Below are 13,557 nucleotides of genomic sequence, written 5' to 3' on the forward strand. Positions count from 1 at the left end.
GATCGGGCCGTCAAGTCCCGTCCTGCTCGTTATGCCGTTCGGTTCCTCAGAAAGAACCTTAACTGAACGGCATTAGCCCAGGCGGGCCGGTTGTCTGAACGGGGAGCGCCGCGCGTCAGACCTGCGCGCCCGCGTTCGGATCGTTCGGATCGTGCGCGCCCTTCTTGTCGCCGCGGATCAGGTCCTCGCGGCGGATGCCGAGCCACATCGCCAGCGAGCCGGCCACGAACACCGACGAATAGATGCCGAACATGATGCCGACCGTCAGCGCCAGCGCGAAGTAGTGCAGTGTCGGGCCGCCGAAGAAGAACATCGACAGCACCATCATTTCGGTCGAGGTGTGCGTGATGATGGTCCGCGACATGGTGCTCGTGATCGCGTGGTTGATCACTTCCTGCACGGTCATCTTGCGCTCGCGGCGGAACGTCTCGCGGATCCGGTCGAAGATCACGACCGACTCGTTGACCGAGTAGCCGAGCACGGCCAGCACCGCGGCCAGCACCGACAGCGAGAACTCCCACTGGAAGAACGCGAAGAAGCCGAGAATGATCACCACGTCGTGCAGGTTGGCGATGATGCCGGCCACCGCGTATTTCCACTCGAAACGGAACGACAGGTAGATCACGATGCCGACCACCACGCAGGCGAGCGCGAGCAGGCCGTCGGTGGCCAGTTCCTTGCCGACCTGCGGGCCGACGAACTCCACGCGCTGCAGCTGCACGTCGGGGTTCTGCGCCTTGAGGCCCGCCATCACCTGGTCGCTCTGCTGCGCCGAGGTCAGGCCCGACTTCAGCGCGAGGCGGATCATCACGTTGCGCGAGGTGCCGAAGCTCTGCACCTGCGCGTCGGCGTAGCCGAGCTTGCCGAGCGCGGCGCGCACCGGCTCGAGTTCGGCCGTCTGCTGGTACTGCACTTCCAGCACGGTGCCGCCGGTGAACTCCACCGACAGGTGCAGGCCGCGATGCACGAGGAAGAACACGGCGGCCAGGAACGTCACGAGCGAGATCACGTTGAAGACCAACGCGTGCCGCATGAACGGGATGTCTTTACGGATGCGGAAAAATTCCATGTGCGTTCTCCGGCGCTTATTGGGACGAGCCCGGCTTCTTCGGCGGGACGCCGGGGCCGGAGCGGCGGCGCGCCACCGGCTTCGCGCCGCGCGCCGGGTTGCCGGCGTTCGCGGCCTTGGCGGCCGGGCGGGCCGGCTTCGCGGTGCCGGCGTCGCCGTCCTGGTCGAGCAGCGCCTGGCCCGCGCCCGGCGCGGCGGCGGCCGCCGGCTTCCAGACCTGGCCGATCGAGACCGACTTGAGCTTCTTGCGGCCGCCGTACCAGAGGTTCACGAGGCCGCGCGAGAAGAACACGGCCGAGAACATCGAGGTCAGGATGCCGATACAGTGGACGATCGCGAACGCGCGCACCGGGCCGGAGCCGAACGCGAGCAGCGCGAGGCCGGCGATCAGCGTGGTGACGTTCGAGTCGAGAATCGTCGCCCAGGCATGCGCGTAGCCCTGCTGGATCGCGATCTGCGGCGAGGCGCCGTTGCGCAGCTCCTCGCGCACGCGTTCGTTGATCAGCACGTTCGAGTCGATCGCCATGCCGAGCGCGAGCGCGATCGCGGCGATGCCGGGCAGCGTCAGCGTGGCCTGCATCACGGACAGCGCGGCCACCAGCAGCAGCAGGTTGACCGACAGGCCGATCACCGACACCACGCCGAACAGCAGGTAGTAGGCGGCCATGAAGATCGTGATCGCCACGAAGCCCCAGATCACCGAATGCACGCCCATGCGGATGTTGTCGGCGCCGAGGCTCGGGCCGATGGTGCGTTCCTCGATGATGTCCATCGGTGCGGCGAGCGAGCCGGCGCGCAGCAGCAGCGCGAGGTCGGCCGCGGCCTGCGGGGTCGGCTGGCCGGTGATCTGGAAGCGGTCGCCGAGTTCGGACTGGATCGTCGCGACCGTCAGCACTTCACCCTTGCCCTTCTCGAACAGCACCATCGCCATCGGCTTGCCGATGTTCTCGCGCGAGACCGTGCGCACCGCGCGGCCGCCGTTCGAGTCGAGGCGGATGTTGACCGACGGGCGGTTGTGCTCGTCGAAGCCGGCCGACGCGTCGATGATGCGGTCGCCGGTGAAGATCACCTGCTTGCGCAGCAGCACCGGCGCCTGGTTGCCCTGCGTGAACAGCTCGTCGCCCGGCGGCACCGGGTCGGTCGGGTTCGGATGCAGGTTGACCGGGTCGGCGAGGCGTGCTTCGAGCGTGGCGGTGCGGCCGATGATGTCCTTCGCCTTCGCCGTGTCCTGCACGCCCGGCAGTTCGACCACGATGCGGTCGCGCCCCTGCTGCTGGAGGATCGGCTCGGACACGCCAAGTTCGTTGACGCGGTTGTGCAGCGTGGTCAGGTTCTGCTTCAGCGCGGCATCTTCCACGGCCTGCTGGACCGCCGGCGTGAAGGTGCCGACCACCTGGTAGCCGCCGCCGCCGGGCTGCGTGGCCCACTGCAGTTCGGCGATCGAGCCCGCCAGGAAGCGGCGCGCCTGCTCGGCGGTGTCCTGGTTGGCGAAGTTCGCGACCACCGACTGGTCGACGCGGTTCACGCCGCCGTCGCGCAGGCCGCGATCGCGCAGCTGGGTGCGCGCGTCGGTGGCGTCGGAATCGAGCTTCTTGTTCAGCGCGCCCGTCATGTCGACCTGCAGCAGGAAGTGGACGCCGCCGCGCAGGTCCAGGCCGAGGTACATGGGCAGCGCGTGCAGCGCGGTCAGCCAGCGCGGCGAGGCGCTCTGCAGGTTCAGCGCGACGACGTATTGCGGATCGCTCGGGTCGCTGTTGAGCGCCTTCTGCAAGAGATCCTTCGCGTGCAGCTGGGTATCGGTGTCCTTCAGGCGCACGCGGATGTTCGCGTTGTTCGCCGAGTTGTCGAACGTGACGTCGTCCGGCGTGATCCTGGCGGCCGTGAGCGCCGCCTCGACCTGGGCGAGCGTGTCCGAGTCGATCTTGACCGTGGCCTTGCCGCTCGACACCTGTACCGCCGGCGCCTCGCCGTAGAAGTTGGGCAATGTGTACAGAAGGCCGATCGCGAGCGCGACGACCATCACGACATATTTCCAGAGTGGGTAACGATTCATGAAAGGGCCGAACGGGAAAGTTGGCTTGGAAAGCGTCGCGTCCGGCGCCCTCGCGGCCCGCGCGTCGTTCGCACGGGCCGCGAGGGCGCCGGACGCTCGGGGTACCGCTTACAGCGACTTGATCGTGCCCTTCGGCAGGATCGTCGTCACGGCCGACTTCTGGACCGTGATCTCGGTGCCTTCCGACACCTCGACGCCGACGTAGGCCTCGCCGACCTTCGTGACCTTGCCCACCAGGCCGCCGTTCGTCACGACCTCGTCGCCCTTGGCCATCGCGGCGAGCATATTGCGATGCTCCTTCTGGCGCTTCATTTGCGGGCGGATCATGATGAAGTAGAGCACCGCGAACATCAGGACGAGCGGCAGAAAGCTCATCAGGCTCGATTCGGCGCCACCGCCGGCGCCTTGCGCGAATGCATTGGAAATGAACGACACCTTGGTCTCTCCGTTGGGATGATCAGAAAAATAAGCCGGCTATTCTACCACCGGCGAAAAACGCGACGGCATCGCAAATGCGCTTTGGGATCAAGCTGTTAAGCCGGGTTCCGGCGATTTGCCGTGTTTCGCGAAAGCAGAGTGTAATGTGTCGGGGTGCCCACGGCCGGTGCGACCCGCGAAAAACGCGGTCCCGGGAGCATCGCCGCGGCATTCGACAAGCGTATGACGAATGCCGCGGCGGCGCGACTTCCGCGGGCTGCCGCGGTTGTTCATGACCGTCATCCGCCCGCCGCCGCCGGCGCGACCGGCTCGGCATCGACGCCGCGCGCGCGGTCGGCCGCGAAGCGCGCGCGGAACGCGTCGAACGCATGCGTCTCGATCGCCTCGCGGATCTCGCTCATCAGCTTCAGGTAGTAGTGCAGGTTGTGGATCGTGTTCAGTTGCGCGCCGAGGATCTCGCCCACGCGGTGCAGATGATGCAGGTAGCCGCGCGTGAAGTTGCGGCAGGTGTAGCAGTCGCAGCTCTCGTCGAGCGGCTTCAGCGAGTTGCGGTGCGTCGCGTTGCGGATCTTCACGTCGCCGAAGCGCGTGAACAGCCAGCCGTTGCGCGCGTTGCGGGTCGGCATCACGCAGTCGAACATGTCGACGCCGTTGGCCACGCCCTCGACCAGATCCTCGGGCGTGCCCACGCCCATCAGGTAGTGCGGCTTGTGCGCCGGCAGCTTCGGGCCGACGTGGCGCAGCACGCGCATCATGTCCTCCTTCGGCTCGCCCACCGATAGCCCGCCGATCGCGTAGCCGTGGAAGTCGAGCGCGGCGAGGCCCGCCAGCGACTCGTCGCGCAGATCCTCGAACATGCCGCCCTGCACGATCCCGAACAGCGCGTTCGGGTTGCCGAGCCGGTTGAATTCGTCGAGCGAGCGCTTCGCCCAGCGCAGCGACATGCGCATCGACTCGGCCGCCTCCCGGTGGGTGGTCGGCACGTTGTCGGTGGCGTAGGGCGTGCATTCGTCGAACTGCATGACGACGTCAGAGTTCAACACCTTCTGGATCTGCATCGATACTTCAGGCGACAGGAACAGCTTGTCGCCGTTGATCGGCGAGGCGAACGTCACGCCGTCCTCGGTGATCTTGCGCAGGTCGCCGAGCGAGAACACCTGGAAGCCGCCCGAGTCGGTCAGGATCGGCTTGTCCCAGCCCATGAAGCGGTGCAGGCCGCCGTGCGCGCCGATCGTCTCGAGGCCGGGGCGCAGCCACAGGTGGAACGTGTTGCCGAGGATGATCTGCGCCTGCATCTCGCGCAGCTCGCGCGGCTGCACCGCCTTGACGGTGCCGTAGGTGCCCACCGGCATGAAGATCGGCGTCTCGACCACGCCGTGGTTCAGCGTGACGCGGCCGCGGCGCGCGTGGCCGTCGGTCGTCAGCAGGTCGAATTTCAGCCCGTTGTCGGGCGGTACGTGGGGCGACACGGATTCCGGTTGGCGATCGGTCATTCGGGTACTCCTGGCCACCGGAAGACAGTCCGGCGCGCGTTGCGAGTGGTTGCGGATGCCGCCGGTGCGCGCAACGCGCCGGCGGCGGAAAAAGGCTGGGGCACCGGGTGGGACGCGGCGTCAGTCGGGCTCGCGCCGCGTCAGCAGCATGGCGTCGCCGTAGCTGAAGAAGCGGTAGCGTCCGGCGATCGCGTGGCGGTACGCGGCGCGGATCGGCTCGATGCCGGCGAACGCCGACACCAGCATCAGCAGCGTCGATTTCGGCAAATGGAAATTGGTGACGAGCCGGTCCACCACGCGGAACCGGTAGCCCGGCGTGATGAAGATGTCGGTCTCGGCACGCGTGGCCGCGAGCGGCCGGCCGGCCGCCTCGGCGTCGCGCGCGGCCGCTTCCAGCGCGCGCATCGAGGTGGTGCCGACCGCGATCACCTTGCCGCCGCGCGCGCGCGTGGCCGCGATCCGCTCGACCAGCGCGTCGGTCAGCTCGTACCACTCGCTGTGCATCCTGTGTTCGGCGATGTCGTCGACGCGCACCGGCTGGAACGTGCCCGCGCCCACGTGCAGCGTGAGCGTGGCCGTTTCAACGCCGCGCGCGCGCAGCGTGGCGAGCAGCGCGTCGTCGAAGTGCAGGCCGGCGGTGGGCGCGGCCACCGCGCCGGGATTGTTCGCGAACACGGTCTGGTAGCGCGTCTCGTCGGTCGCGTCGGGGTCGTGCTCGATGTAGGGCGGCAGCGGCAGGCGGCCGTGGCGCTCGATCAGCGTCAGGCAGTCGTCGGGGAAATGCAGTGTGAAGAACGGCTCGACGCGCTCGCCGACCGTCACCTCGAACGCGTCGGCCAGCGTCAGCGTGGTGCCGGCCAGCGGGCTCTTGCTGGCGCGGATCTGCGCCAGCGCCGTGCGCGGGCCGGTCACGCGCTCGACCAGCACCTCGATCCGGCCGCCGCTCGCCTTCTGGCCGAAGAAGCGCGCCTTCAACACCTTGGTGTCGTTGAACACCAGCAGGTCGCCGGCGGCGAGGCAGTCGGGCAGCTCGGTGAAGCGGCGGTCGACGAGCCGCGCGGGCATGGCGGCGCCGTCCACCTCGAGGAGCCGGCTCGCGCTGCGCTCGGGCAGCGCCGTCTGCGCGATCAGCTCGGGCGGCAGGTCGAAATCGAAATCGGAAAGCTTGAACATGAACTGGGAAATGGGGGCCGGGCCGGGGCGCGGCGGGAGGCGCGGCGGCGTGCATGCCGCGCAGCGCCGGCGCGAGCCGCTATGATGGCGGGGTCGCGCGGCTCGCGGGCGCCGCCCGGTCGCGCGACGTCAAAGCCGTTATTGTACGTTGCTTGTCCCTTGCGAACTTCCGATCCGATGCCCGTACCCGCCCGCCGCTCCGTTTCCTCCGTCGCCGCCACCGATGCCGGGTTCGGCGACGCCGCGCGCGAGGACGGCCACGGCGGCGCGCCACGTGCTCCGGCGGAGCCGCCGACACGCAGCCGCGCGCCGCGGCGCGGCCGCGACGGACGGCTCGCCGAGCCCGCCGTGGAAGCAGCCGACGCCTCGCGCGGCGAGGGGAGCAAAGGCGGCCCCGATGCGGCGCGAGCGACGGATCCGGGTGATGCCGGCGCACCGCCGAAGACGCCGGCCCGGCGTGGTCGCCGACAGGCCAGCGGCGCCGCGCCCGACGGCGACGCGCCCGACGGCGACGTGCCGGCCGGCAACCACGCCGCATCGGCCGACGGTCCCGCCGATGCCGCCGATGCGGGCACGCCGCCGCCCAAGGGCGCGAAAGCCGCCAGGCCGGCCAAGGCCGCGCCCGCCAAGCTCGTCAAGACCGCCGACAAGCTCGCCAAGCTCGGCCTCACGCGCTCGATCGACCTCGTGCTGCATCTGCCGATGCGCTACGAGGACGAGACCACGCTCACGCCGATCCGCGAACTGCTGCCCGGCGAAGTCGCGCAGACCGAGGGCGTGGTCTACGACAACGAGATCACCTACCGCCCGCGCCGCCAGCTGCTCGTCAAGCTGCGCGACGACGACGGCGCCGAACTGGTGCTGCGCTTCCTGAACTTCTACGGCTCGCAGGTCAAGCAGATGGCGGTGGGCCAGCGGCTGCGCGTGCGCGGCGACATCCGCGGCGGCTTCTTCGGGCTCGAGATCGTGCATCCGGCGGTGCGCGTGGTCGACGAGAATACCCCGCTGTCGCAGGCGCTCACGCCGGTCTACCCGAGCACGGCCGGCGTCTCGCAGGCCTATCTGCGCAAGGCGATCGACAATGCGCTGTCGCGCACGCCGCTGCCCGAACTGCTGCCGCCCGAGGTGGCCGCCGCCTACCTGCAGCCGCTCGGCGTGCCGGCGCTGGCCGACGCGGTGCGCCAGCTCCATCACCCGGCCGTCGACGACGACGAGACCGCGCTGATCGACGGCACGCATCCGGCCTGGATCCGCATCAAGTTCGACGAACTGCTCGCGCAGCAGCTCTCGCTCAAGCGCGCGCACGAGGAGCGCCGCACGCGCGCGGCGCCCGCCATGCCGCGCCGCGCGCCGGCCGACGCCGGCTCGCTGGCCGCGCGGCTGCTCGCGGCGCTGCCGTTCGCGCTGACCGGCGCGCAGACGCGCGTGGTCGACGAAATCTCGCAGGACCTCACGCAGCCGCACCCGATGCAGCGGCTGCTGCAGGGCGACGTCGGCAGCGGCAAGACGGTGGTGGCGGCGCTGGCCGCCGCGCAGGCGATCGACGCCGGCTACCAGGCCGCGCTGATGGCACCCACCGAGATCCTCGCCGAGCAGCATGCGCGCAAGCTGCGCGGCTGGCTCGAACCGCTCGGCGTGACGGTGGCGTGGCTGGCCGGCAGCCTGAAGGCGAAGGACAAGCGCGCGGCGATCGAGGCCGCCGCGCTCGGCACCGCGCAGCTCGTGATCGGCACTCACGCGATCATCCAGGACGGCGTCGAGTTCGCGCGGCTCGGCCTCGTGATCGTCGACGAGCAGCACCGCTTCGGCGTGGCCCAGCGGCTCGCGCTGCGCGCCAAGGCGGGCGGCCCGGCCGGCTTCCAGCCGCACCAGCTGATGATGTCGGCCACGCCGATCCCGCGCACGCTCGCGATGACGTACTACGCCGACCTGGAAGTCTCGACCATCGACGAGCTGCCGCCGGGCCGCAGCCCGATCGTCACCAAGCTGATCGGCGACGCGCGCCGCGAGGAAGTGATCGGCCGCGTGCGCGACGCCGCGCTGGGCGGGCGGCAGGTGTACTGGGTGTGCCCGCTGATCGAGGAGAGCGAGACGCTGCAGCTGCAGACCGCCGTGGAAACCTACGAGACGCTCGCCGCGGCGCTGCCCGGCATCCAGGTCGGGCTGGTCCACGGGCGCCTCGCGCCGGCCGAGAAGGCGGCCGTGATGGAGGCGTTCTCGCGCAACGAGGTGCAGCTGCTGGTGGCAACCACCGTGATCGAGGTCGGGGTGGACGTGCCGAACGCCTCGCTGATGGTGATCGAGCACGCCGAGCGCTTCGGCCTCGCCCAGCTGCACCAGCTGCGCGGGCGCGTCGGGCGCGGCACGGCGGCCTCGGCCTGCGTGCTGATGTACAGCGGCCCGCTGTCGATCGCCGGCCGCGAGCGCCTGAAGACCATGCGCGAGACCAACGACGGCTTCGAGATCGCGCGCCGCGACCTGGAAATCCGCGGCCCCGGCGAGTTCCTCGGCGCGCGGCAATCCGGCGCCGCGATGCTGCGTTTCGCCGACCTGGAGCAGGACGGCTGGCTGATCGAGCCGGCCCGCGAGGCGGCCGGCGTGCTGATCGCGCGCCATCCGGACGTGGTGACCCAGCATCTGGCACGCTGGCTCGGCGCGCGCGAGCAGTTCCTGAAGGCCTGACGGGCGCGCGCCGGGCCGCGACCTCGCCGGGAAGGCCGCCCGGCGGGGCTTTCACCGTCCCGCCCCGGGCCGCGTTCGATCCGTCCCCGGGAGCGGCGGACTACCTGCCGCAAAATATGACGATCAAGAAGGTTGGCGAAATGGGTCTATCCGGTGTATAAATTAAAGCTATCGTTTGCATCCACCTGATTGACCCACAATGACGCTTACTGAACTCAAATACATCGTCGCGGTTGCGCGCGAGCGGCATTTCGGCCGCGCGGCCGAAGCGTGCTTCGTAAGCCAGCCCACGCTGTCGGTCGCGATCAAGAAGCTCGAGGACGAGCTGAACGTGCAGATCTTCGAACGCGGCGCGAGCGAGGTGAGCGTGACGCCGATCGGCGACCAGATCGTCACGCAGGCGCAGCGCGTGCTCGAACAGACCTTCGCGATCAAGGAGATCGCCAAGCAGGGCAAGGATCCGCTGGTCGGGCCGTTCCGGCTCGGCGTGATCTACACGATCGGGCCGTACCTGCTGCCCACGCTCGTCAAGCAGATGATCCGCCGCGTGCCGCAGATGCCGCTGATGCTGCAGGAGAACTACACGCTCAAGCTGCTCGAGCTGCTCAAGCAGGGCGAGATCGACGCGGCGATCATGGCGCTGCCGTTCCCCGAGACCGGGCTGATGGTGCGCCCGCTCTACGACGAGCCGTTCGTGGTCGCGCTGCCGTCGAGCCATCCGTGGTCAAAGCGCCGCAAGATCGACGCGGCCGACCTCAAGCAGGAAACCATGCTGCTGCTCGGCAACGGCCATTGCTTCCGCGACCACGTGCTCGGCGTCTGCCCCGAGCTGATGCACTTCTCGCAGACGGCCGACGGCATCCAGAAGACCTTCGAGGGCTCGTCGCTGGAGACGATCCGCCACATGGTGGCGAGCGGGGTCGGGATCACCGTGCTGCCGCGCATGTCGGTGGCCGAGATCGGGCCGACCGCCAACAACACCGATTCGGACCTGCTGTCCTACGTGCCGTTCGACGAGCCGGTACCGGACCGCCGCGTGGTGCTGGTGTGGCGCAAGAGCTTCACGCGCATGCCGGCGATCGACGCGATCAGCGAGGCGATCTCGGCCTGCACGCTGCCCGGCGTCGCCAAGCTCGACATGCCCGCCACGCTGAACTGAGCGTCGCGCGTGAAAACCGGGGCGCCAGCCGTCCCGGTTTTATTTTGCCTATCGAATAGATGAATTCAATTAAATATACGAATTCGATAGGATTTTTTATGATGGCCTCCATGGGTTGCCCGAGGTGACCCGCCGGACAGTTCACCGCCGGTCCCGAACCCGAACCACGGAGCCCGCCATGACGACATCTTCCCGCCCCGCCGCCGCCCCGGCTCGCGCGCTTTCCCGGACCCGCGCCGTGATCCGCCGCCTGCGGCCGCTCGCGTTCGCGTACCTCGAAGGTCGTCTGCTCGGCGCCTGAGCGCGCCCGGAGCGCGGGCCATCCGCCCGCGCTGCCGGTTCCGTTTCCGAATTTCACCTGATCCAGGAGTCCGCCATGAGCGACCGCAAAACCTTGACCCTTGCTTCCGGCGCCCCCGTCGCCGACAACCAGAACTCGATGACCGCCGGAGCGCGCGGCCCGGTCGCGCTGCAGGACGTGTGGCTGATCGAGAAGCTCGCCCATTTCGACCGCGAGGTGATCCCCGAGCGGCGCGTCCACGCCAAGGGCTCCGGCGCGTTCGGCGTGCTGAAGGTCGAGCACGACGTCAGCCGCTACACGAAGGCGAAGCTGTTCGCGGCGGCCGGTACCGAGACGCCGCTCTTCATGCGCTTTTCCACGGTGGCCGGCGAGCGCGGCGCGGCCGATGCCGAGCGCGACGTGCGCGGCTTCTCGATCAAGTTCTACACCGAGGAAGGCAACTGGGACGTGGTCGGCAACAACACGCCGGTGTTCTTCATCCGCGATCCGCTGAAGTTCCCCGACTTCATCCACACGCAGAAGCGCGACCCGTACACGAACCTGCGCAGCAACGTGGCCGCCTGGGATTTCTGGACGCGTCATCCCGAATCGCTGCACCAGGTCACGATCCTGATGAGCGATCGCGGGATTCCGAGGAACTACCGGCAGATGCACGGCTTCGGCTCGCACACCTATTCGCTCGTGAACGCCGACGGCGAGCGCTTCTGGGTGAAGTTCCACTTCAAGTCGCTGAACGGCATCGAGAACTACACCGACGCGGAAGCGGCGGCGGTGGTCGCCGCCGACCGCGAGAGCGCGCAGCGCGACCTGATCGGCAGCATCGAGCGCGGCGACTTCCCGCGCTGGGCGTTCAAGATCCAGGTGATGCCCGAGGCGGACGCGGCCACGGTGCCGTACAACCCGTTCGACATCACGAAGGTCTGGCCGCACCAGGACTATCCGCTGATCGAGGTCGGCACCATCGAGCTGAACCGCAACGCGCAAAACTATTTCGCCGACGTCGAGCAGGCCGCGTTCACGCCGGCCAACGTGGTGCCGGGCATCGGCTTTTCGCCGGACCGCCTGTTGCAGGGCCGCCTGTTCTCGTATGGCGATACGCAGCGCTACCGGCTCGGCATCAATCACCACCAGATCCCGGTGAACGCGCCGCGCTGCCCGTTCCACTCGTACCACCGCGACGGCGCGATGCGCACCGACGGCAACCTCGGCGGCACCGTGAACTACGAGCCGAACCGTCACGGCGATTTCGCGCAGGACCGCCGCGCGCAGGAGCCGGCATGGCAGGGCGGCGCGGTCGATCACTACGATCACCGCGAGGACGACGACTATTACAGCCAGCCGGCCGCGTTGTTCCGGCTGTTCAGCGACGCCGAGAAGGCGCGCCTGTTCGGCAACATCGCGCGTCACATCGACGGCGTGCCGGCCGAAATCGTCGCGGACGCGCTCGCCCACTTCGAGAAGATCGATCCGGCCTACGCAGAAGGCGTGAAGCAGGCGATCGACGAGATCGCGGCGGCCCGGGCGCGGTCCGCCTGACACCCGGCGGCGGGGTGTGCGCCGCCTCCGTCGTTCCGCCCCGGAGCGGAGTATGCCGCTATCGGCCGCTCCGGGACCATCCGCCGCCGCGAGCGGCATGTCACGACATTCGCAGGAGAACGTAACATGGACACGCCACGCCAGCACCCGCAGGCCGGGCAGCCCGCCGGGCCCCGCGCCGTCGCCGTCAATCGGGCGGCCACCTCGGCGTTTCGCCAGACCTTCGGCTTCGCGGTGACGTTCGCCGGCATCGTCACGCTGGCCGCGCAGGCCGCAGCGCGTCTGCACGGCGCGGCTTGACGGCGCACCCGCGCCGGCAAGGCGCCCGGCCGGTGCCGCTCATCCGTCCCTTTCGGGCGTTCTACGTTACACTGGGCGGGCTTGAATCGACCGTTTCAGGCAACACCATCGGGGTATTTCTCGACGCGTTTCGCCGGTTCAACTCATCGACAAGGAGTCAGCAACATGGCCAAAAAGGGCAACGCAACGCAGATCAACATCGGCATCAGCGACAAGGACCGCAAGAAGATCGCGGAAGGCCTGTCGCGGCTACTGGCCGATACGTTTTCGCTGTATCTGAAGACCCACTATTTCCACTGGAACGTCACGGGGCCGATGTTCAACACGCTCCACCTGATGTTCGAGGAGCAGTACAACGAGCTCTGGCTCGCGGTCGATTCGATCGCCGAGCGGATCCGCACGCTGGGTGTGGTCGCGCCGGGCACCTACGGCGACTTCGCGAAGCTGACCTCGGTGCCGGAAGCGAGCGGCGTGCCGGTCGCGGAAGACATGATCCGCCAGCTCGTCGAGGGCCACGAGACGGTGGTGCGCACGGCGCGCGCGCTGTTCCCGGACGCCGACGCGGCGGGCGACGAACCGACCGCCGACCTGCTCACGCAGCGTCTGCAGACGCATGAAAAGACCGCCTGGATGCTGCGCTCGCTGCTGCAATAAGCGATTGCAGCAGGCGCGCACGCCGCCATCGCGGCCGAACCTCCCGCTCGCGCGGGAGGTTTTTTTTCGTCCTCGGCCGGGACGATAGCGGAGGCGGCGGGCGCGGGCGGTGCCGGTTTACAATGCCCGCGAGCGCTTCCGTGCCCCGGCGCCGGCCCCCGTGTACACGGCAGGCCGCCCGCCACTCCGAGACCGAACCCCGAAATCCGCATGAGCCGACGTCCCGATCCGCAGTCCGCCACCTGTCCCGTCGCGCGCGCCGTCGACGTGATCGGCGATCGCTGGTCGCTGCTGATCGTGCGCGACGCGTTCGACGGCATGCGCCGCTTCGGCGAATTCCAGCGCAATCTCGGCATCGCCCGCAACATGCTGGCCGACCGGCTGCAGGCGCTGGTCGGCGCCGGCGTGCTGGCGCTCGCGCCGGCCGCCGACGGCTCGGCCTATCAGGCTTATGAGCTGACCGAGCGCGGCCGCGCGCTGTTTCCGGTGATCGTCGCGCTGCGGCAGTGGGGCGAGGCGCAGCTGTTCGCGCCCGGCGACGCGCATTCGCGGCTGGTCGAGCGCGACGGCGGCCGGCCGGTCGCGCCGATGCGCCCGCTCGCGCACGACGGCCGGCCGCTGGCGGCGGCCGACACGGTGGTCGTGAAGGGGGACGACGCCTGACCGGGCCACCGTGCCTGTCCGCACCACGTCCGGCCT

General features: G+C 69.1%; 12 protein-coding genes. 7 read left to right on the top strand and 5 right to left on the bottom strand.

Annotated features, from left to right (window positions below; translation table 11 throughout):
- Window positions 1-115 precede the first annotated feature (115 nt).
- The 5 genes from secF to queA form a co-directional block, all read right to left on the bottom strand.
- Complete coding sequence (secF, locus tag BpN12_RS17600; RefSeq protein WP_246796778.1) at window positions 116-1,069, bottom strand: protein translocase subunit SecF; 954 nt, start codon at window positions 1,067-1,069, stop codon at window positions 116-118.
- 16 nt (window positions 1,070-1,085) lie between these two features.
- Window positions 1,086-3,122: a protein translocase subunit SecD gene (gene secD / locus BpN12_RS17605; RefSeq protein WP_246796779.1), complete on the bottom strand. Its 2,037-nt coding sequence runs from the start codon at window positions 3,120-3,122 to the stop codon at window positions 1,086-1,088.
- A gap of 108 nt (window positions 3,123-3,230) precedes the next feature.
- On the bottom strand, window positions 3,231-3,557 hold the full coding sequence (gene yajC / locus BpN12_RS17610) for a preprotein translocase subunit YajC (protein ID WP_042623898.1): 327 nt from the start codon (window positions 3,555-3,557) through the stop codon (window positions 3,231-3,233).
- A gap of 281 nt (window positions 3,558-3,838) precedes the next feature.
- On the bottom strand, window positions 3,839-5,053 hold the full coding sequence (tgt, locus tag BpN12_RS17615) for a tRNA guanosine(34) transglycosylase Tgt (protein ID WP_246796781.1): 1,215 nt from the start codon (window positions 5,051-5,053) through the stop codon (window positions 3,839-3,841).
- A gap of 120 nt (window positions 5,054-5,173) precedes the next feature.
- Window positions 5,174-6,226, bottom strand: a complete 1,053-nt coding sequence (gene queA / locus BpN12_RS17620) for a tRNA preQ1(34) S-adenosylmethionine ribosyltransferase-isomerase QueA (RefSeq protein ID WP_246796783.1) — start codon at window positions 6,224-6,226, stop codon at window positions 5,174-5,176.
- A 177-nt stretch (window positions 6,227-6,403) separates the two neighbouring features.
- Here queA and recG point away from each other — a divergent pair, with 177 nt between their 5' ends.
- From recG to BpN12_RS17650, 7 genes are all read left to right on the top strand, one after another.
- On the top strand, window positions 6,404-8,908 hold the full coding sequence (gene recG / locus BpN12_RS17625) for an ATP-dependent DNA helicase RecG (protein ID WP_246796784.1): 2,505 nt from the start codon (window positions 6,404-6,406) through the stop codon (window positions 8,906-8,908).
- Between the two features lie 199 nt (window positions 8,909-9,107).
- A complete protein-coding gene (locus BpN12_RS17630; protein WP_198250267.1) occupies window positions 9,108-10,067 on the top strand; it encodes a hydrogen peroxide-inducible genes activator in 960 nt (319 codons plus the stop codon).
- Window positions 10,068-10,245: 178 nt separating this feature from the next.
- The gene (locus tag BpN12_RS33315) at window positions 10,246-10,368 is read left to right on the top strand and encodes a hypothetical protein (protein WP_280529154.1); all 123 of its coding nucleotides are present in this window, start codon (window positions 10,246-10,248) and stop codon (window positions 10,366-10,368) included.
- A gap of 75 nt (window positions 10,369-10,443) precedes the next feature.
- Window positions 10,444-11,904 carry a catalase gene (locus BpN12_RS17635; protein WP_246796786.1) on the top strand — a complete coding sequence of 487 codons (1,461 nt, stop codon included), beginning with the start codon at window positions 10,444-10,446 and terminating at the stop codon, window positions 11,902-11,904.
- 126 nt (window positions 11,905-12,030) lie between these two features.
- The gene (locus BpN12_RS17640) at window positions 12,031-12,204 is read left to right on the top strand and encodes a hypothetical protein (protein WP_246796787.1); all 174 of its coding nucleotides are present in this window, start codon (window positions 12,031-12,033) and stop codon (window positions 12,202-12,204) included.
- Window positions 12,205-12,369: 165 nt separating this feature from the next.
- Window positions 12,370-12,858 (top strand): Dps family protein, encoded by a 489-nt coding sequence (locus tag BpN12_RS17645; RefSeq protein WP_246796788.1) that lies wholly within the window; start codon window positions 12,370-12,372, stop codon window positions 12,856-12,858.
- A gap of 210 nt (window positions 12,859-13,068) precedes the next feature.
- Complete coding sequence (locus BpN12_RS17650; protein ID WP_246796789.1) at window positions 13,069-13,521, top strand: winged helix-turn-helix transcriptional regulator; 453 nt, start codon at window positions 13,069-13,071, stop codon at window positions 13,519-13,521.
- The last annotated feature ends 36 nt before the right edge of the window (window positions 13,522-13,557 follow it).

The sequence above is a fragment of the Burkholderia perseverans genome (assembly GCF_022870505.1).
GTDB classification, from domain to species: Bacteria; Pseudomonadota; Gammaproteobacteria; order Burkholderiales; family Burkholderiaceae; genus Burkholderia; species Burkholderia plantarii.

What these genes read in the sequence shown, in the direction of transcription:
- BpN12_RS17640 (WP_246796787.1), top strand. Translation starts at nt 12,031, where the DNA reads ATGGACACGCCACGCCAGCACCCGCAGGCCGGGCAGCCCGCCGGGCCC.
- secF (WP_246796778.1), bottom strand. Translation starts at nt 1,069, where the DNA reads ATGGAATTTTTCCGCATCCGTAAAGACATCCCGTTCATGCGGCACGCG.
- BpN12_RS33315 (WP_280529154.1), top strand. Translation starts at nt 10,246, where the DNA reads ATGACGACATCTTCCCGCCCCGCCGCCGCCCCGGCTCGCGCGCTTTCC.
- queA (WP_246796783.1), bottom strand. Translation starts at nt 6,226, where the DNA reads ATGTTCAAGCTTTCCGATTTCGATTTCGACCTGCCGCCCGAGCTGATC.
- recG (WP_246796784.1), top strand. Translation starts at nt 6,404, where the DNA reads ATGCCCGTACCCGCCCGCCGCTCCGTTTCCTCCGTCGCCGCCACCGAT.
- BpN12_RS17635 (WP_246796786.1), top strand. Translation starts at nt 10,444, where the DNA reads ATGAGCGACCGCAAAACCTTGACCCTTGCTTCCGGCGCCCCCGTCGCC.
- BpN12_RS17645 (WP_246796788.1), top strand. Translation starts at nt 12,370, where the DNA reads ATGGCCAAAAAGGGCAACGCAACGCAGATCAACATCGGCATCAGCGAC.
- BpN12_RS17650 (WP_246796789.1), top strand. Translation starts at nt 13,069, where the DNA reads ATGAGCCGACGTCCCGATCCGCAGTCCGCCACCTGTCCCGTCGCGCGC.
- tgt (WP_246796781.1), bottom strand. Translation starts at nt 5,053, where the DNA reads ATGACCGATCGCCAACCGGAATCCGTGTCGCCCCACGTACCGCCCGAC.
- BpN12_RS17630 (WP_198250267.1), top strand. Translation starts at nt 9,108, where the DNA reads ATGACGCTTACTGAACTCAAATACATCGTCGCGGTTGCGCGCGAGCGG.
- secD (WP_246796779.1), bottom strand. Translation starts at nt 3,122, where the DNA reads ATGAATCGTTACCCACTCTGGAAATATGTCGTGATGGTCGTCGCGCTC.